The following is a 20,158-nucleotide window of genomic DNA, read 5'->3' as shown; positions in this document are numbered from 1 at the left end:
TTAAAATAACAAAGCCCACTCTTTTGAATGGGCTTGTTTATTGATATTCTGTAAAATATTATTTTCCTGCGCTTCTCATTTTACGTGCTAAAAGTGTATTTTTAAGCAACATGGCAATTGTCATTGGCCCTACTCCACCCGGAACCGGGGTAATGAAAGATGCTTTTTTGCTTACACCATCAAAATCAACATCTCCTTTTATAACATATCCTTTTGGATTTGCTGCATCTTCAACTCTTGTAATTCCAACATCAATAATTACAACTCCGTCTTTTACCATGTCTCCTTTTAAAAATTCAGGAACTCCTAAAGCTGTTATAATGATGTCGGCATTTTTAGTAAATTCGGCTAAATTTTTAGTACGGCTGTGTGTTAAGGTAACGGTTGAATCTCCCGGATTGCCTTTACGGCTCATCAGAATACTCATTGGACGTCCTACAATATGACTTCTCCCAATTACAACAGTATGCTTTCCTGCAGTTTCTACTTTATAACGCTCCAACAATTCCATAATTCCGAATGGTGTTGCCGGAATAAAACTTTCCATTTCTAATGCCATTCTTCCGAAGTTTGTTGGATGAAATCCGTCAACATCTTTGTCAGGATCAATAGCTAATAAAATTTTTTGCTCATCTATGTGTTTTGGCAAAGGCAACTGAACGATATATCCGTCTAAATTATCGTCTTCATTTAACTCTTTTATTTTTGCTAATAAATCTACTTCGGTAATATCTTCAGGCAAGGCCACTAATGTTGAATCGAAGCCAATTTGCTGACAAGATTTTACTTTGCTTCCTACGTAGGTTAAACTTGCTCCGTTATTTCCAACAATTACTGCTGCCAAATGAGGCACTTTTCCGCCGGCTGCTTTTATGGATTGAACTTCGGCTACAATTTCGTTTTTAATGTCTTCAGATGTTTTTTTACCGTCTAGTATTTGCATTGTTTTTTGTTTCAGGTTTAATTTTTTGTTTCAGGTTTCAAGTTGAAACGACACTTATGTATATTCAAGTAAAAAAGTTTCAAATTTCGTTTCATAACCTGAAACCTTAAATTTGAAACTTTCTTTTTTATTATCTCGGCATTCCACCTGGCATACCTTTCATACCACCCATCATTTTCATCAGGTTTTTTCCGCCCGGTCCCTGCATCATTTTCATCATTTTGCTCATTTGATCGAACTGCTTCATCAATTGATTCACCTGTTCGACTTTTGTCCCGGAGCCTTTTGCGATTCTGGCTTTCCTTTTTACGTCGATAATGGCGGGTTTGCTTCTTTCTCCCGGTGTCATCGAATGAATAATCGCTTCAATATGTTTAAATGCATCATCTTCGATTTCAACATCTTTCATGGCTTTTGAAGCTCCCGGTATCATTCCAACAAGGTCTTTCATATTACCCATTTTCTTAACCTGTTGTATCTGCGTTAAGAAATCATCAAAACCAAATTCGTTTTTCGCGATTTTCTTTTGAAGTTTTCTGGCTTCTTCTTCATCAAATTGTTCCTGAGCTCTTTCAACAAGAGACACAACGTCTCCCATTCCTAAAATACGCTCAGCCATACGTTCCGGATAGAAAACATCAATTGCTTCCATCTTCTCACCTGTACCTACAAATTTGATTGGCTTATTTACAATTGATTTAATCGAAAGCGCCGCTCCACCACGAGTATCACCATCTAATTTCGTTAAGATAACTCCATCAAAATTCAAGATATCGTTGAAAGCTTTTGCTGTGTTTACAGCGTCCTGCCCTGTCATAGAATCGACAACGAACAATGTTTCCTGAGGCTGAATTGCTTTGTGTACACGCGCAATTTCGTCCATCATTTCCTGATCTACAGCCAAACGTCCTGCTGTATCGACGATAACAACATTAAATCCGTTTGCTTTTGCATGTTTGATTGCGTTTTGAGCAATCTCTACAGGATTTTTATTTTCCGGTTCTGAGTAAACCTCAACACCTATTTGATCTCCGACTACATGTAATTGATTGATCGCCGCAGGACGGTAGATATCACACGCTACAAGAAGAGGTTTTTTATTTTTCTTAGTCTTTAAAAAGTTGGCTAATTTTCCTGAAAAAGTTGTTTTACCTGAACCCTGAAGTCCTGACATCAAAATTACTGTTGGATTTCCTGAAAGGTTAACTCCGGCTACATCGCCTCCCATTAATTCTGTCAGCTCATCTTTTACCAGCTTCACCAATAATTGTCCTGGCTGAAGCGTAGTCAATACATCCTGACCAATTGCTTTTTCTTTTACTTTGGTGGTAAAATCTTTAGCAATTTTAAAGTTAACGTCGGCATCAAGCAAAGCACGACGAACTTCTTTTAAGGTATCGGCAACGTTTACTTCTGTAATTTTACCATGTCCTTTTAATATATGGAACGCTTTATCTAACTTATCACTTAAATTATCAAACATAATTTTGTTTTCTTTTATTGAAGTGCAAATATAAACTAAAGTTACAAAGTCACAAAGATACCAACTTGTAAAATTTAGAGAATATCAATAAAAAAACCAGCTTAACTAACTGGTTTTTTTGTTATACTCTATAATTCTGATGCTAATAATGTTCTCTTTTGAATTTAATTTTTTTCAAAATAAAGATAGTTATTGTTAGTTATGTCGCGAAAGCGTATTACAGAATTATTAAATTCAAATAATACCCAGTTATAATCTAATTTATGAAGCAGTAAGGAACTGTAACTAAAGTAAATTTTGAACTCTTTGGCACCGTTTACTATATTAAAATCCCATTGTCCTGTGGCAGAAATTCCATCTTTTGTAGCGACCACCGTTTTGTCGTTTTTAAAAACAAATTCATATCCAGTATAGGAAGAAGTTTTATCTGAATCCTTAAAAAAATAAGCAATCTTCCAGGAACCATTAGTTATTGTTTCTGTAAAATCAAGCGATACAATGTTATTTTCTGCGCAATTATCAATTGCATATTTAATTGCATTTTCGAACTCTAAATTATTCTTTATCGATTTTATCTGATTATTATATTCTGTAATTGAAATAGGATAACTTAACGAAATATACTGGCTATCATTTAAATTTTTTATAAAATTAAAAAATGCCTGATCACTTGTAATAGAAACAGAACTTGCAGACTGATTGTAACTGTTGTAAATATTAATTGTTATGGGATAATTTATATTTAACCCATTTATTTTGGATAAAAGATCAGGGTAAAGATTCCAATAATCGATTAAGGAATCAAAGTCGGCTTCATTTGGAATCAGTTTTTCTATATAATTATAGTAAATCATTGTTACCGGAAAATCTATTTTTACAATATCATCATCAGTAGTACTTGCGTTTATATTGTCAACCACTTTTTGATAATCTGCAGTAGTGTTAATCGCAATACTTGCATTATTAACAGTAACCGTATAAGGTAGTTTTATAGTGCAATAATTTGACCCGTCGATTACGTTATCCTGTACGGTTTTTACCATGGCAACCCTTTGCAAATAAGATGTAAGCGGGGAAGAACTGTTTACTGTCTGGGTATTATAGCTTTGTTCGTCTGATTCACTTTGACAAGAGAAAAAGAAGAGAAAAGCTAATATGGATAAATATTTATTAAAACGAAACATATTTATATTTTTACAAAGGTATAATTTAACATATTGTTTTGGCAAATTGCCCATCACTTATTGCGTAATTTGCCCATTTTTTTAGATAAAGTAATCCTTTTTTTACAAGGAATAAATTAGGCCTAAAATGAACGCTGGCAAGGTAAAACCTGATTTTGAATACTAAATAATTCAACCAGTCTATACCTGAATAAAAACATTTTACTTCGGTTATACCCTACTTGAATTAAAAAGAAATACTTTTGCAAATCCAAATTGAAAGATTTTACTGCTAATGCCAAATATAGAACAATCAAATACTTGCGACGAAATAGTATTTTCGTCTTTTTTTAAAAGTCATATCAAAGCACTTCGGAATTTTCTTTTTTACAAATTTGGAAATAAAGATCAGGCCGAAGATGTAGCTCAGGAAGCCTTTTTGAAACTTTGGCAAAACTGTGCTTCTGTACCTGTTGAAAAAGCAAAATCATATGTTTATACTATTGCAAGCAATAGCACTTTAAATGAAATTGCGCATCAAAAAGTCGTTTTGCGATATGAAAAAAATTTCGCCCCTTTAGACAGAACCAATGAAAGTCCCGAATATCTTTTGGAGGAAAAGCAATTTCAGGTCAAACTTTTAAAAGCTATTGAAAATTTAAACGAAACACAGCGTGTGGCATTTTTAATGCACCGAATTGATAAGAAAAAATATAGTGAAATTGCCTTAGATTTGAATATAAGCGTAAAAGCAGTAGAAAAGCGCATTCATCTGGCTTTGTTAAGTTTGCGTAAAGAAATTGATTTATAAAAGTAGGGTAAATGCAACCTTAGTTGTTTTAAAATTATAATGCCAATACAATGAAAGAAGATGATTTATTAGCCAAATGGCTTAACGATGATTTATCCGAGAAAGAATTAGCCGAGTTTGAAGCAAGTCCTGATTTCGAAAAATACCACAAAATAAAAAATTATACAGCTCACCTTGAAGTAGATGACCTGGATGAAAATGCGATGCTATCAAATATTCTTCAACAGAAAAAAACAGCTCCAAAAGTAATTCCGTTATACAAAAAAAGGTTATTTCGTGTAGCGGCTATTTTTGTCTTAGCACTTGGGATAACTTTTGTGATGAAAAATTTTGTACCACAAAGCCAGACAGCAAATTTTGGAGAAAAAACTACTTTTTCATTACCCGATAATTCTGAGGTTGTACTGAATTCAGGATCTGAAATAAACTATAAAAAATGGAACTGGAACACTAACAGACGTCTTGAACTGAAAGGTGAAGCTTATTTCAGGGTATCAAAAGGCAGACGTTTTGAAGTGCAGACGCCACTTGGAAAAGTTTCGGTTTTAGGAACTCAATTTAATGTAAAAGCCAGAAAAAACAGATTTGATGTAACCTGTTATGAAGGTCGTGTCAAAGTAAATTATGCCAGCACACAAATCATATTGACACGCGGGCAAAGTGTAACTTTTGAAAACGGAAAACAATTTAATACGGATATAAAGTCATCCAAACCTGCATGGATCGACAATCAAATATGTTTTAATAAAGAAAATATAAAAAGCATTTTAGACGAACTTCAAAGGCAATACGACATTACAATTGAATTAAATGCGGACGATACAACTTCTTTGTTTACAGGAAAACTGCCTACGAAAGACCTTGATATGGCATTACAAATTATTAGTACAACCTATCATTTAAAAGCGAAAAAAGTTTCAAAAAATAAAATAATTTTTGACGAAAAATAAATGTTACGCCCCAAACCATTTCATTTTTTGTTTTTTTACCTTTTTCTTGTCCTGAACGTTTACGCGCAAGACAAAGGAAATGTTATGCCCTTAAAAAAAATTATAACTGAAATAGAGCAACAGCATCAGGTAAACTTTAATTACACTGAAGAAAATGTTGCAAACTTTTTATTATTGCCTCCTAAAAGTTCACTTTCTTTAGAACAAAAACTACAATATCTCACCCGAAAAACCAATTTATCTTTTGAAAATCTGGGGAATAAATTCATCAACATTTATAAAAAAAATAACGATTCAAAAGTAATTTGCGGATATGTTTTTTCTAATATTGATAAAAAACCTATTGAAAATGCTAATATTCATTTAAACAGCATCACTCATATTACCACTGATTCAAATGGTTATTTTGAATTCGAAAAAGGCTCTAAAAATATTTTTTTTATTAGTCATGTCGGATTTATGGTCAAAAAAATAACAACCGCGAATTTAGATTCTCAAAATTGTCTCAAAATAATCTTAGAACCTGAAATTACCGAACTTGAAGAAATCAAAACCAATCCTATTTTAGCTTCCGGTATTTCGAAAAACAGTGATGGTTCATTTGAAATTAAACCAAAGAAATTTGGTATTTTACCCGGGCTTATTGAATCAGATGCCTTGCAGACCATGCAGCAAATTCCAGGTGTAAACAGTATCGACGAAAGCGTATCAAGTATTAATGTCCGTGGCGGAACACACGATCAAAATTTGTTTTTATGGAATGGAATACGAATGTTTCAAACTGGACATTTTTTTGGTTTAATATCGGTATTTAATCCTAATTTGGCACATACTATTTCTATCTATAAAAATGGAAGCTCTCCATTTTACGGCGAAAGCGTTTCTAGTGTAGTGGCTATTTCCTCAACACCTGAAACAACAGAAAAAAATAGTTTTAGCGCAGGAATCAATATGATTAATACTGATATTTATGCAAAATACAATCTTTCGAAAAAGAGTTATATAGAAATTTCAGGACGAAAATCCATCACCGATTTTGTAGAAACACCAACCTACAAAGAATATTTTAATAAAGTATTTCAAAATACAACCATTACTGATTTTTCTCAAAATCAAAATATTAATTACAAAAGCGACAAAGAATTCGATTTCTACGATGCCACTCTTAAATACGTTCAAAAACTAGGTTTAAAGGATCAAATAATATTAGATTTGATAACTATACAAGACAACTTAAAAGTATTTCAGAGTGCTGCTTCGTACAACATAAATAAATCTGAGGATAATATTTTACGACAACAAAATTATGGTGGTAATTTATCCTGGAAAAGAAACTGGAATAGCTTAAACACTACTAAAATAAATATTTACAATTCTTCGTATGAACTTCTTGCCGACCAAAAAACTACAACTGGAAATCAAATAGTAATTCAGGAAAACACTGTCGCTAATAATGGAATTAATTTAGAAAACAACCACACGATTAATTCAAAATTCAGTCTTCATGATGGCTATCAGTTTAATGAAATTGGTATTACTAATTTAGAACAAGTAACTAACCCTGATTTTTATCGTAAGAGCAAAGACGTTTTAAGAACACATGCCTTAATTTTAGAAGGAAGATACAATGACACGATTTCCAGAGTAATACTAAATGCGGGAATACGATTAAATTATATTGAAAAATTTAAAAAATATATTCCTGAACCTCGCATACAGTTTAATTATGGGTTCAACAAAAATCTAAATCTGGAATTGCTTGGAGAATTAAAAAGTCAAAATTCTCAACAAATTATTGATTTACAGAAAGATTATTTTGGCATTGAAAAAAGGCGTTGGATTATTTCAAATAATACAACAATTCCAATACAAAGAAGCAAGCAAATATCATTGAGTCTGTTCTATAAAAAAAATGACTGGTTGCTGGATATAGAAAATTTTTATAAAAAAGTAAACGGAATTACAACTGCCAGTCAGGGTTTTCAGAACCAATTAGAATTTGTGAGAACAACCGGTGACTATGAAGTTTTAGGAACAGAATTTCTAATTCAAAAAAAGATGAATCAATTTCTGACCTGGCTTAGCTATACTTACAACAATAATAATTACCATTTCTCTAATTATGAATACCCAAGTTTTCCGAACAACTTCGAATTAATACACACCATATCGTGGGCCGGAAGTTATGAAAAAAATAATTTTAAAATAGCTTTGGGAACAAAATGGTCTTCAGGAAGACCAAAAACATCTCCTGATATTTCTAAAATTGACCTTTCAGATCCTGTGTTGGTTTACAACAAACCAAACAATACGAATTTGAATATTTTTTCGCAAGTCAATCTTTCCTCTACATATAAATGGGAAATGGCTAATGGAATTCAGTACAAATTAGGAATCTCCATCATGAACATCCTCAACAGGAAAAATGAAATTAGCGAATATTACAGAATAAGTTCCCTTTCAAGTTCGATAGAGGATGTCGAAACATTTTCACTGCAAAGAACTCCAAACCTGAGCTTTAGAGTTTCTTTTTAATCCAAATATCCCGGATTACAAAATAAGCAATACATTTCTTTCAATTTTTTTTCAAAAAAACAACAACTCTTTGGTAGGGTAATCTACATCAAGGCTGTTTTACTACTGAACCCCTAAAAGAATAAAAATGAAAAAAAAATTAATATTAACTATTCTTGCGATAGTTGCTTTGGGCATTTTTGGTTACTGCTACGTCTGGTATGGAGGTGCCAGAAACGTATCTGCTGAAGATGCTGTATTTAATGTTAACTCAAAAAGCATTATAGCGGAATTTGATGCTGATATTGACAAATCAAATGCAAAGTACCTGGAAAAAGCAATTGCCATCAAAGGAATCGTCAGTAAAGCAGACCAAAAACAAGTCATTCTGGACAACACAATTGTTTGTGATTTGAAAGAATTAGATCCTGCGATTAAAGAAGATCTGGAAATAACTCTTAAAGGCAGAGTTGTAGGATATGACGACCTTATGGGAGAGATCAAATTAGATGAGTGTACAGTAATAAATAATGATTAATAAAATAAAAATGAAGAATTTTTTAGGCTTTATGCTTGTGTTTTTTTTAACAGGAAATCTATTTGCACAAGATGATTTACTGAGTCAGCTGGATACCATTAAATCAGATGAAAAACAAATTGAAATTGCAGCCTTTAAAGGATTGCAGATAGCCAATATGCAATCTACAAAATTGCCGGCAAAAGGTGAATGGTATATGCTTGTATCACATCGTTTTGGCGATTTGTCTGAAGGATTTAATAATTTCTTTGGTTTAGATAATGCCCTGACAAAGTTTGGTGGAATTTATGGTGTAACAAACTGGCTTAGTGTTGGTGCAACCCGTCACACATACAATAAAACATATGAGGTAACTGCCAAATATAAAATGGCTAATCAGCAAGTAAATGGCTTTCCTGTTACAATTGTAGGTTACAATACAATGGATATCAACAGCGCACTGGAAAAAGAAGTATATCCAAATTTACAATTTTCGGATCGTTTAGCTTTTACTACCCAATTATTGGTTTCCAGAAAAGTAAATGAAAAATTATCAGTCGAATTGGGACTTATTAATGTCTATAAAAATCTATATGATGATTCGATTGAACAGCAAAATGTATTTTCGGCAGCAGGAGGATTACGATACAAAATTGCCAAAAGAATGAGCGTTAACCTGGAATATGCTGCGCGGGTGATAACAGAAGAAAAAGCAATAGATCCTTACCATAATCCGCTTACGGTTGGTTTGGATATTGAAACCGGAGGACACGTTTTTCAACTCGTATTCTCAAACAGCCAGCCTATGAATGATGTAGCGGTATTTTCAACTGCCTCAGGAGACTGGAATAAAGGAAAGATTTATTTTGGATTTAACATGTACAGATCCTTTTAAAAACAAGAAACATTTAAGTTAACATATGAAAAAGAATATAGTATTATTATTTATCTGTACAGCATTTTTAGTTTCCTGTACAACCAGAACTTATGAAGAAATTTCAGAGTCAGAGTCATCTGCTTCACCTACTTATACAGCAAATGTTGGGCCTGTCATACAAGCAAATTGTGTGGGCTGCCATTCAGAAGGAGGCCGATTCCCAACTTTACAAACTTATGATCAGGTAAAAGATGCTACTCAAAACGGCAATTTAATTTGCAGAATAGATCAGACTCAGTCTTGCGGAAGTGTAATGCCAAGATCAGGACCTATGCCAAGACAAACTATTGACATGATTATACTTTGGCAAAAAGAAGGATATAAAAATTAAATACATATAAAATGAAAGAAATACTAATATCAGCATTGTTTTTATTGGCAGGAAACCTGGCCTTTTCACAAAAAATGGTAACCAGAACCGGAGAAGTAAAATTTGAAGCCTCAATGCCTGCGTTTGAAGAAATAGCCGCAACAAACAAAACAGCTTCCTGCATTCTGGAAAAAAGTACAGGTGACTTTGTGGCCCTGACTTTAATAAAATCATTCAAATTCAAAGCACCATTAATGGAAGAGCATTTTAATGAAAATTATATGGAATCTTCTCAATTTCCAAAAGCCACTTTTAAAGGAAAGATTTTAAATTTTGATGCTAAAAAATTATCTGCTTCAAAAACAACTTATGACTTAGAAGGTGATCTAACCATACATGGTGTTACAAAAAAGGTAAAAACAAAAATCAGCCTTACTTTAAGCGGAGCCAAAATTCTTGCAGCAAGTGCTATTTCGGTTAAACCGCAAGATTATAAAATTGAAATCCCAAGTCTGGTTAAAGGAAAAATCGCTGAAAATGTAAAAGTTACAATGAATTTTGTTCTTGAACCAAATTAATTCAACAACTGATTTTACTATGAAAAAGTTATTAGTATTGACTGCTTTATTATGCTTCTATATCTCTACGGCACAAGAAAAAAATGTATTTGATATTGCCCGAAGCGGAACTTTAACAGAGATTCAAAACCTCAACAAATCAAACCCGGATTTAATCAATTCGCTTAACGAAAATAAAACAAGTCCGTTGATACTGGCTTGTTACAGAGGAAATATTGAAGTTGCCAAATTTCTGATAGAAAATGTAAAAAACATTAACTACAACTCTGATATGGGAACGGCTCTAATGGCGGCAACGTATAAAAACCAGCCACAATTAGTAAAATTATTGTTAGAGAAAAAAGCAAATCCAAATGCAACAGATACAAACGGAATCACAGCATTGTCACTAGCAGTTCAATTTAAGAATACTGAATTAGTAAAATTGCTTTTAGAGTATAAAGCTGATAAAACAATTAAAGATAATCAAGGAAAAACAGCATTTGAATATGCTGTTTTTTCTCAAAACGAAACCATCATTAACCTTTTAAAATAATCGATTATGAAAAAAATTACTCTTTTAACACTTTTAGCAATCAGCCTGAGCAGTTTTGCCCAGCAAAAATCTACCGGAGATGTTACTTTTGGAACTAGTGGTGTAACAGCAAATTTAACCTTAAACAACACTACTCAAAAAGCAACACTAAAACTTACCGGGCCCTCTGACAGATGGTTTGGATTGGAATTCGGAAGTTTTGCAGCTGGCCAGGGTATGACTGATGGACACGATTTAGTATATGCTAATAATACTACATTAATCGATGCTAGACAAACCGGATATGGTGACCCTCCAAGTACGGATGCATCACAAAGCTGGACAATAATTTCTGACACAGGAACCTCTGCTTCATCTCCTGCAATTAGAACGATAACGGCAGAACGAAATTTTTCAACCGGAGACGCAAATGATTACACCTTCAATTATGCTAACACCTCTATTGATTTTGCCTGGGCTAGAAGAAGTAATGCAGGATATGGATTGGGAAATCACGGAGGAAATCGAGGATATGGTATTGATAGACCTTTATCTACTACTTTAGGTGTAGATGATTTTGGTTTGAAAGCTTCTTCTATTTCACCAAATCCATCAAACGGAAATTTCACTATTGAAACAAAAACAGGTTTAGATCAAATAAATGTATACTCTTTAATAGGAACACTAATTCAAACTATTGAAGTAAAAGATAAATCTAATACTGTTGAAGTGTCATTGAAAAACTTGCAATCGGGAATTTACCTAATAGAATTGCAAAACGATCAGGAAAAAACCTGGAAAAAAATAATTATTAAATAGTTGGAAGGCTGTCAAACAGCCAAATTAATTGTTAGAATAAAGCGTCAAAACTATTTAACTCCAAGAATAGTTTGACGCTTTTTTTGTACCCCTGTTTAATATTTTAATCGAAGTTTTTAAAACCAAAAAAAGAGGCTAGAAAAATTCTAACCTCTTTATCAAAAAAAAAATAAAAAAAACCAAGTTATTAACTAATTGAAAATATTTTTATCTGTAAATAAATTTTCCAGTTTTAAATTCTTTATTGTCTGATACAATTTTATAAAAATAAATCCCTTTCAAATAATTTGAAGGAATATTCCAACTTACAATCTGATTTGGAATAACACGCCCTTTAAAAACAGATTTTGTATTAGGCAGACTTTCAGAATAGACAATAATTTCTATATCTTTCTCTGTAGAAAAAGTGGTTGAGAAGTTTATTGATTCTGATGTTGGGTTTGGATAAACTGCTAAGTCTGAATCAATATTTTCCGTAAGAGATGTTTTATTTGCAGAACTTTGAATTATTGGAGCTGTAATTATATTACTGTAAGAAGACTTATTTCCTGAAATAACTCTTCTGTAATATTTAATATTTAGATAACTCTGAATTGGTCCTGCATAATTTTGCTCACTCCCTGGCATCATACTTGGTCCTTCGATTTCACCATCGGGAAGTTCAAGATAGGAATAATATTCATATCTAAAAGTTCCTGTTCCTCCTGTTGGCAAACTTCCTATAATGTCATTCCCCGACAAAGTAATTATATTATTTTGAATAGGTTGAGAAGGATAAATTGTCACAACGTTACTATTAGAAAATTTATTACCTGATTTTACTTGTCTTATAATTGAAGCCTGAGCTACTCCTATGTTTTCCATAAATTGATAAATACTGGCTGGTATACTACAATCTTTAGTCGTTTGTTGAATTAGTACTGGATCTTCTCCTTCTAGTACATAAGCATACCAGCTATAAGTAAATGAACCTATTCCGCCTGTAGGTGTACTTCCTTGTATTTCTGAACCTGATAAAGTAATTGTATTATTTTCTATTGGTGTATTAGGCAATATGGTAACTGTTATTTCATTACTTGTGCTAGTAAGTGTACCAAATAATGAAGTAACAATTCTTCTGTAAGATATTGTAGAAACTGAAACATTTGTAGGTTTAAAAGTAACTCCACTTGCTCCTGGTATAGTTGTCCATGCACCTACGCTTCCAATTTTTTGCTGCCATGAATAAGCATATAATCCATTTCCACCGTTTGGAGTTGGTCCGTTTATAGAACCTACAGGATCTCCTTCGTAGACTGTTTGGTTTCCTATAATATAGTTACTAGTTATTAATGGAACTGTTTTTACATTTACACTTGTTCCCAAAATGGGACTATTATTTACCGGTGAAAATTGTGCATATATAGATCCTGAACCAGAAGGGAAATGGCTGGATTTTAACTCTATTGTGCATTGTCTGCTCACAGATCCTGATATAGCATTTTGACCATAGAAAATTGAGACATGTTGTAAATTTGTATTGCTATTTAATTTACTATAAACCGATAACGTTCCGCCTTGTATTAGTGCAAAACCAGGGTTATTGATTCCTAAATCAAACGTTACAGAAACAGTGCCTCCCTCAGCAATTTGAATTGGTGTTCCTGTTGGTATTGCACTACCATTTGTATATTTTAAATTGCTTATTGAAATCATTTGTTGGTTTTGAGAATAGCCAGAAATAGCAAACAGCCCCATTAATAATACAAAAATTGATAATCGTAATTTTATTTTCATAATCATGATTGATTAAACAAGAAAATTATTCTTATCTGTTTCAAAAATTTATTTTAGACTTCTATTTATGAAACGAAAGCTTAAAATAAAATTTAGAGCACAACAAAATTAAATTTCTTCATGTTAAAATTTATTATTGATTAAAAAATAACCTCGAATAATAATATTCGAGGTTAATAAATATTATTTTTTATTTCAAGATAGCATATTGAAATGATACATTACCTCTTTCCCCTGCTGCACTCAACATGGCAGTGAATTTTAATTTATAAACATTTCCTGCAACATCTTTTATTACATAAAAACGATCTGTTCTAAATGATAAAGGCTGTGTCGCTCTCCAATTTCCACCAATTACTCTTTGATCCTTTGCTAATTCTGTCTCAAATTTAGATTGAACTACATTAGCTAAAGTGAAATTCTCATAAGACACTTCAGATGTTAACACCTGAAATGCTTTTGTTCCAACTTTTGTGTTAGTAATTGCATAATCTGGAAAATAATATGCACCTGCTGACGAACCATCTTGATAGAAAGTTTCTCCTGTGAAAGCAGTTATATTCAAATCCCATTTTTCTTTTACAGGCTCAACTTTAACTATTGATTTAGTGCTTAAACTAAAAAAAGTAAAATTATATGCAGCATCTTTAGCGATAGTAATCTCGTTATGAGTTGTTGCATTTAAATCAGCATATTGTAATTTGTAATTAGTCCCATCTCTTAATATTCTAATTTTTTTCCACCCTCTTGCTACTCCGGTAAGAGCAACGCCAGTTCCTGTTCCAGGAATAGTAGAAATTTCTTGTCCTAAGTTCACCAAGTAAACTTTGTTATTTGCATCGTTAGAAGAGACCTCAGCAATTGCCGTACCTTTACTTCCTTCAACTCCTGAAATTGGAGCTAAATTTCCGTAAGGATTATCTATATAATTTACTGTAGTTGCATCAAAATTACCTGTTGTTACATTTAGATCCTCAACTTGTACTTCATCAATGTTAGTAGTATTCAACTGTTTTACAGCAAATTTATTGATAGCTCCGTTTGAAATCACACGGAATTCAGTTCCTGCATAAAAACCTAAATCCCAACTAGTTCTAACAACTTTTGTCATTGCACCAGAACTTAAATCAATAAATACTTGATTTGGAACTGTATTTCCTCCATTTTCAGGAGACAACGATTTACTTACAACAGCCGTTTCGTTGAAATTAAGTTGTGCTGAACTCGTTGCCGCATCTACAATTACATCTGTATCTGAAACTAAAGCAATAGTAAACTTTACATTTTTAACCTCGCCTTCTATTGCATCAATTAATTTCTTAAAACTAAAAGACACTGAACTTACGTTTGCTGTATAAGGCAATACTAATTTCCCACTTGCAACTGCAGGAGAAGTTGTAAAATCTGTGCCATAAACCAATGCTGTTGGCACTACATTTAAAGTAACTGTACCTGCAGATGTAGTTGGCTTAGCAAATACAACTTTTACTTCTGTTTCTGCTTCTGTAAGATTTGAAGCAGTATTAACAAATGCCGCCGCATTAGAATTATCTACAACATTATCATCATTATTACAAGCTGCAATACCAACAAGTATAAATGAAAGAATAAAAAGAGCACTTTTTTTCATTTTGAATATTTATTAAATTAAAGATTAAGATTATATGTTAGTTTTAGATAATAAGACCTACCATATCCTAAAAGAATATTATTTGAAGCCGTATGTGCATCTGCTCCAGATGCTATACTTTGCTGAATATTGGTTACATCTAAAATATTTCTGGCACCAAATGTGACATCAAATTTCTTTTTAAAAAAAGATGTTCTGACAGAGCCTTCCAGGAAACTATATGGATCTAATTCTGAAAGCTTAAAAACATTTTCACCTCCTTCAGTAACTTGCTGAAATTGTTGTCTTTTTCCATTAAACTTATAGTAAACTGCAAACAAGGTGTTATACTTTGCTAAGTTGTAGGTTACATTACTATTAATTTGTAGGGCGCATAAAAATTTATCATCAGAAACGCTTTCACCATTTTGTATTTCTTGTGAAATTCCGACTAAAGAAGCTCCAAGATTAAAAGTCAAATTTTTATAATTCAGTTGATTCGTTACAGCGGCATTCCACATTTGATAACCACTAATATTTATGTATTGGTATATTGGATCTGTAGTACCCGTTTCAAATCCAACAAATGCCATATCAATTTTATCTTTTACATTCAAATAAGAAGCGGATAAATTATTAGAAAGCATTAATCCTGATTTTAATGATGTCATTTTTTTAATACTGAAATCATAAGATACACTTGTCTCAGGAATTAAATTTTCATTACCATAAAATTGATGTCCGGAAAATTTAATTTTTGAATATAATTCCTCGAAGTCAGGTGTACGAAATCCTCTCCCCACCGATCCTCGAACTTCAATACCTTTATCAAATAAATAGAAAAGACCTAAAGATGCTGCGTACTGATTATCAAAACTATTTTGGAATGAATATCTTACTCCGGGTCTAATGGAAAAACTCTTTGTAGCTTTAATTTCTGATGAAAGGAAAACATCATAATTTTCAAATCTTTTTTCGATTGGTACAAATGACTGATTTTCGCCGTTAACTACTGCAAATCCTAAATTATTAACATATTCATATCCTAATTGAAAATCAAAAGATTTGCCAGGAAAAAAATTACCTAATGTACCTGTAGAGTATAAAAGTTCTGTTGATTGATTCTTTTCTTTTCTCTCTTTCGATTCTTGTCTTAGACTCAAATTATATTCAAAGGATTCTGTAGATCGCGTTTGTTTTTGTTGAGAAAATGAGACATTATAGATATATTGAGAAGCTAACTTGCCATAAAAATTTAAATTATTGACGATCCGCTCTGTCAAATAACGTTTATCTTCTGAGTAACGGATATCCCCAAAAGGAGGGTTTGTCGTAACAATAACAACTGGATTGTAGTAGTCAATATTTTCATTTAAATAATCAAATTTATAGAAGACTCTAAAATCGTTCTTTCTATAACTCAACATTCCATTACCAATGTATTGTAGCTTTGGCAACCAAGTATATCCTCTTTGTAGGTCAGTATTATTATAATCTTTTCCTTTTCTATTATCAAGATAACCATCAAAATCATTTCTATTGAGTCCTGCAGAAACAAACCAATTATCATTAAGAGTATGTGCAACTTTTAAAGACTGTATATGTCGTCCTTTATTAAAAGCGGCATATTCTTCACCCACGGTCTCTTCTTGAAGTGTTGTGTCTATTTCCCATTTATATCGTGAAGATTTTTTAGTAATTATATTAAGAATTCCTGTTACGGCATTTGCTCCATTTGTAACTCCCATTGAGCCTTCAATGATTTCGATTTGCTCTATATCATCAAGATTTATCTGCGTTAAATCAACACTATTACCTAAACTAGTATCACTTACTAAAGGAATATTATCAACTAAAATTTTAAAATATTCACCATTTAAACCAAACATAGATACTGTAGATCTGCCTGTTCCTGAGCTTGGAGTAATGGTAATATTCAAATATTGATTAAGAAGATCTGCAAGATTATTTGCTGCTTGTTGGTCAATATCTTTTCTTGAAATTACGGTAACATCATAAACAGATTTCTTTACAGATTGCGGCTCAAACTGCGCTGTAACAACTACTCCAGACAACTCTTCTTTGGATGTAATTGTATCCTTCTGCTTTTCCTGAGAAAAAGAAATTTGACAAAAAAGTAATCCAGTAAAAAAGGTAATTTTAATTTTCATTATTTTTATTAAGTCTTAATAATCCCTGCAAATATATAATTATTTTTATTTATTCTAAATAAAGTTTATATATTTGCCAAAAAAATTTAAACCTCTAAATAGTATGATTACAAAAAGCCTCTACTTATCAGCCGTTATGGCTTTAACTTGCGGTCTTGGTTTCAGTCAGGATAAAAAACAGCAAGACATTAAATCAATCAAATCGATGTGTGGTTGTTATGAAGTGAAATTTAATTTTGCAGAAACGTTTCAATATGCAAAGGATTCAGCTTCTTATAAACCTTCACAGACAAAGCACGAATCTGCTTTAGAATGGGTGGAATTGGTTGAGGACACACCAAATAAAATTGTCATGCAGCATTTATTAATTGTAAGTGACGATATGATCATCAAGCATTGGAGACAAGACTGGCTGTATGAAAACACGGATTTATATCTGTTCGATAAAAACACATCCTGGAAGTATAAAAAACTGGATAAAAAAGCTGTAAAAGGACAATGGACTCAAAAAGTATATCAGGTAGACGACAGCCCAAGATACGAAGGGTCTGCAACCTGGGTACATGTTGACGGTCATAATTACTGGGCAAATGTAACAGATGCCCCATTGCCAAGAAGAGAACACACAAAACGTAATGATTATAATGTTTTAAAAAGAAGAAACATTCATGAAATTACTGCTACCGGATGGAACCATGAACAGGACAATGATAAACTGATCAGAGATGACAGCGGAAAAGATGTTCTATTAGCGCAAGAAAAAGGAATGGACGTTTATACCAAAGTTCCGGATATTAAATGTATTGCCGGTCAAAAATGGTGGGCAGCAAATAATGCACTCTGGAAAAATGTTCGTGATAAATGGCAAACTCTTTTTGACAGACACCAGGACTTAAGCCTAGAAGCCAAAGTAGAGAAAAAAGCGCTTTATTCTCTTTTGTTTGATTTGAAACCAAATGCAACAAAAGCAGAAACGGATGCCATCATTCAAAAGTTCGTAAAATAAAAAATGTTTGTGTTAGTTGTAAAAAAGCCGATAGTCCTAAACTATCGGCTCTTTTTGTTGTTGTTTGATTCAAAAATCATTAAAGAACAATTTACATTCTCTCAGGAACTTCAATTCCTAATAACGCAAAAGCAGATTTAATAACTTCACCTACTTTTTTCGAAAGCTGTACCCTGAAAATCTTTTTAATCAAATCAACCTCTCCCAAAATATGTACTGATTGATAGAATGAATTATACTCTTTTACCAAATCATAGGTATAATTCGCAATCAAAGCCGGGCTATGGTTTTGTGCCGCATTTTGAATTACTTCAGGAAAAAGTTCGATTTGTTTTACCAGTTCTTTTTCTTTTTCGTGAATCACTTCGACTCCGCTCAGTGTGACATTGTAGTCAAAATCAGCTTTGCGAATGATCGATTGAATTCGCGCATACGTATATTGAATAAACGGACCCGTATTTCCGGCAAAATCTACAGATTCTTCCGGATTAAATAAAATACGTTTTTTTGGATCTACTTTTAAAATGTAATATTTTAAAGCTCCTAGCCCAATTGTTTTGTACAATTTAGCTTTTTCTTCAGCAGAATAACTTTCCAGTTTTCCTAAATCTTCAGAAATTTGTTTTGCTGTTGCCGTCATATCATGCATCAAATCATCAGCATCTACAACAGTTCCTTCACGGCTTTTCATTTTTCCGGATGGCAAATCAACCATTCCATATGATAAATGATATAAGCTTGAAGCCCAGTCAAAACCTAACTTTTTCAGAATTAAGAATAATACTTTAAAATGGTAATCCTGCTCGTTACCTACGGTGTAAACCATTCCACCAACATCCGGCATGTCTTTTACACGCTGAATTGCAGTTCCGATATCCTGTGTCATGTAAACCGCAGTTCCGTCAGAACGCAGTACAATTTTACGGTCTAAACCTTCGTCTGTCAAATCAATCCATACTGAACCGTCAGGATCTTTTTCGAAAACTCCTCTGTCAAGTCCCACCTGAACAACATCTTTTCCTAATAAATACGTATTGCTTTCATAGTAATATTTATCAAAATCAACTCCAAGATTGGTGTATGTTACAGCAAAACCGTCATAAACCCACTGGTTCATTTTTTTCCAAAGTGCAATTACTTTTTCATCTCCGGCTTCCCATTTCTTAAGCATATCTTGTGCTTCAAGAATAATTGGGGCTTGTTTTTTAGCTTCTTCTTCCGTTTTACCGGTTTCTATTAATTTATTGATTTCACCTTTATAGGCTTTATCAAACTCAACATAATATTTACCAACTAGTTTATCTCCCTTCAAATTTGAACTTTCCGGAGTTTCTCCATTTCCAAATTTTTCCCAGGCCAGCATCGATTTGCAAATATGAATTCCGCGATCGTTGATGATTTGTGTTTTATATACTTTTTTACCCGAAGCTTTAATAATTTCAGCCACAGAATATCCCAGCAAATTATTACGAACGTGACCTAAGTGCAAAGGTTTATTGGTATTTGGCGAAGAATATTCGACCATTACCGCCTTATCTTCAGGGTTTGGAGTTATGAAACCAAATTTAGTATTGTCTTTTATTTCATTAAAGAAATTCAAATAATAGCGATCTGCAATTACGATATTAAGGAAACCGGAAACAACATTGAATCTTGCAACTTCAGCCACATTTTCAACCAGATAATCTCCAATTTTATTTCCTAATTCTACAGGATTGCTTTTAGTCAATTTCAATAAAGGAAAAATTACCATGGTAATATCTCCCTCAAACTCTTTTCTGGTAGTCTGGAATTCGATTTTATCAACAGTAACATCAAATAATGCCTGAATAGCGCTTTGTATAGAAGGAGTAAGAATTTGTGATAATGACATGTAAACTTATTTTAAAGTGAGCAAATATACTGCTTATTCATCAATTAGAGAAAACGAAAAACATATTAAATACCAAAGAATAATTAGAAATTCTCAAAAACAGACTTGTTATAATTGTTAAAATCATCAAAAAAAAACCACTAATCCCTTACAAAACAGAACATCTAAGAAAATACTAATTTTT

17 protein-coding genes are annotated in these 20,158 nt (G+C 32.6%); 10 read left to right on the top strand and 7 right to left on the bottom strand.

Annotated features, from left to right (window positions below; genetic code table 11):
- Window positions 1-58 precede the first annotated feature (58 nt).
- The 3 genes from BXU10_RS01650 to BXU10_RS01640 all read right to left on the bottom strand — a co-directional run bounded on the left by BXU10_RS01650 (window position 59) and on the right by BXU10_RS01640 (window position 3,469).
- Window positions 59-943 carry a bifunctional 5,10-methylenetetrahydrofolate dehydrogenase/5,10-methenyltetrahydrofolate cyclohydrolase gene (locus BXU10_RS01650; RefSeq protein ID WP_078225837.1) on the bottom strand — a complete coding sequence of 295 codons (885 nt, stop codon included), beginning with the start codon at window positions 941-943 and terminating at the stop codon, window positions 59-61.
- A gap of 130 nt (window positions 944-1,073) precedes the next feature.
- Window positions 1,074-2,426 (bottom strand): signal recognition particle protein, encoded by a 1,353-nt coding sequence (gene ffh, locus BXU10_RS01645; RefSeq protein ID WP_031455924.1) that lies wholly within the window; start codon window positions 2,424-2,426, stop codon window positions 1,074-1,076.
- A gap of 164 nt (window positions 2,427-2,590) precedes the next feature.
- Window positions 2,591-3,469, bottom strand: a complete 879-nt coding sequence (locus BXU10_RS01640; RefSeq protein ID WP_223255369.1) for a hypothetical protein — start codon at window positions 3,467-3,469, stop codon at window positions 2,591-2,593.
- Between the two features lie 415 nt (window positions 3,470-3,884).
- Between BXU10_RS01640 and BXU10_RS01635 the strand changes: the two genes are divergently transcribed.
- From BXU10_RS01635 to BXU10_RS01595, 9 genes are all read left to right on the top strand, one after another.
- Window positions 3,885-4,400: an RNA polymerase sigma factor gene (locus BXU10_RS01635; protein WP_078225835.1), complete on the top strand. Its 516-nt coding sequence runs from the start codon at window positions 3,885-3,887 to the stop codon at window positions 4,398-4,400.
- 50 nt (window positions 4,401-4,450) lie between these two features.
- Window positions 4,451-5,350, top strand: coding sequence for a FecR family protein (locus tag BXU10_RS01630; protein WP_078225834.1), 900 nt, complete (start codon window positions 4,451-4,453; stop codon window positions 5,348-5,350).
- An 84-nt stretch (window positions 5,351-5,434) separates the two neighbouring features.
- On the top strand, window positions 5,435-7,885 hold the full coding sequence (locus BXU10_RS01625) for a TonB-dependent receptor (protein ID WP_223255368.1): 2,451 nt from the start codon (window positions 5,435-5,437) through the stop codon (window positions 7,883-7,885).
- A 127-nt stretch (window positions 7,886-8,012) separates the two neighbouring features.
- Window positions 8,013-8,402 carry a hypothetical protein gene (locus BXU10_RS01620; RefSeq protein ID WP_078225832.1) on the top strand — a complete coding sequence of 130 codons (390 nt, stop codon included), beginning with the start codon at window positions 8,013-8,015 and terminating at the stop codon, window positions 8,400-8,402.
- A 10-nt stretch (window positions 8,403-8,412) separates the two neighbouring features.
- Window positions 8,413-9,276: a DUF5777 family beta-barrel protein gene (locus BXU10_RS01615; RefSeq protein WP_078227878.1), complete on the top strand. Its 864-nt coding sequence runs from the start codon at window positions 8,413-8,415 to the stop codon at window positions 9,274-9,276.
- Between the two features lie 25 nt (window positions 9,277-9,301).
- The gene (locus BXU10_RS01610; protein ID WP_078225831.1) at window positions 9,302-9,649 is read left to right on the top strand and encodes a hypothetical protein; all 348 of its coding nucleotides are present in this window, start codon (window positions 9,302-9,304) and stop codon (window positions 9,647-9,649) included.
- A gap of 11 nt (window positions 9,650-9,660) precedes the next feature.
- Window positions 9,661-10,206: a YceI family protein gene (locus tag BXU10_RS01605; protein WP_078225830.1), complete on the top strand. Its 546-nt coding sequence runs from the start codon at window positions 9,661-9,663 to the stop codon at window positions 10,204-10,206.
- A gap of 19 nt (window positions 10,207-10,225) precedes the next feature.
- Entirely contained in the window at window positions 10,226-10,741 is a 516-nt protein-coding gene (locus tag BXU10_RS01600; RefSeq protein WP_078227877.1) for an ankyrin repeat domain-containing protein, read from the top strand.
- A gap of 6 nt (window positions 10,742-10,747) precedes the next feature.
- Entirely contained in the window at window positions 10,748-11,539 is a 792-nt protein-coding gene (locus BXU10_RS01595) for a T9SS type A sorting domain-containing protein (protein WP_078225829.1), read from the top strand.
- A 207-nt stretch (window positions 11,540-11,746) separates the two neighbouring features.
- Here the strand turns inward: BXU10_RS01595 and BXU10_RS01590 are convergent, their stop codons facing one another.
- The 3 genes from BXU10_RS01590 to BXU10_RS01580 form a co-directional block, all read right to left on the bottom strand.
- Window positions 11,747-13,315 (bottom strand): hypothetical protein, encoded by a 1,569-nt coding sequence (locus BXU10_RS01590; RefSeq protein ID WP_123921937.1) that lies wholly within the window; start codon window positions 13,313-13,315, stop codon window positions 11,747-11,749.
- A gap of 190 nt (window positions 13,316-13,505) precedes the next feature.
- Window positions 13,506-14,945 (bottom strand): HmuY family protein, encoded by a 1,440-nt coding sequence (locus BXU10_RS01585; RefSeq protein ID WP_078225827.1) that lies wholly within the window; start codon window positions 14,943-14,945, stop codon window positions 13,506-13,508.
- 17 nt (window positions 14,946-14,962) lie between these two features.
- Entirely contained in the window at window positions 14,963-17,095 is a 2,133-nt protein-coding gene (locus tag BXU10_RS01580) for a TonB-dependent siderophore receptor (protein ID WP_078225826.1), read from the bottom strand.
- A 103-nt stretch (window positions 17,096-17,198) separates the two neighbouring features.
- Between BXU10_RS01580 and BXU10_RS01575 the strand changes: the two genes are divergently transcribed.
- Window positions 17,199-18,101: a DUF6607 family protein gene (locus tag BXU10_RS01575; protein ID WP_078225825.1), complete on the top strand. Its 903-nt coding sequence runs from the start codon at window positions 17,199-17,201 to the stop codon at window positions 18,099-18,101.
- A 91-nt stretch (window positions 18,102-18,192) separates the two neighbouring features.
- Here BXU10_RS01575 and argS read toward each other — a convergent pair whose 3' ends face one another.
- Window positions 18,193-19,974: an arginine--tRNA ligase gene (gene argS, locus BXU10_RS01570; RefSeq protein WP_078225824.1), complete on the bottom strand. Its 1,782-nt coding sequence runs from the start codon at window positions 19,972-19,974 to the stop codon at window positions 18,193-18,195.
- Window positions 19,975-20,158 lie beyond the last annotated feature (184 nt).

Source organism: Flavobacterium sp. LM4 (genome assembly GCF_002017935.1).
Classification (GTDB): Bacteria; Bacteroidota; Bacteroidia; order Flavobacteriales; family Flavobacteriaceae; genus Flavobacterium; species Flavobacterium chungangense.
The sequence above is the reverse complement of the archived record's forward strand: the minus strand, read 5'-3'. Positions and strand labels throughout refer to the sequence as shown.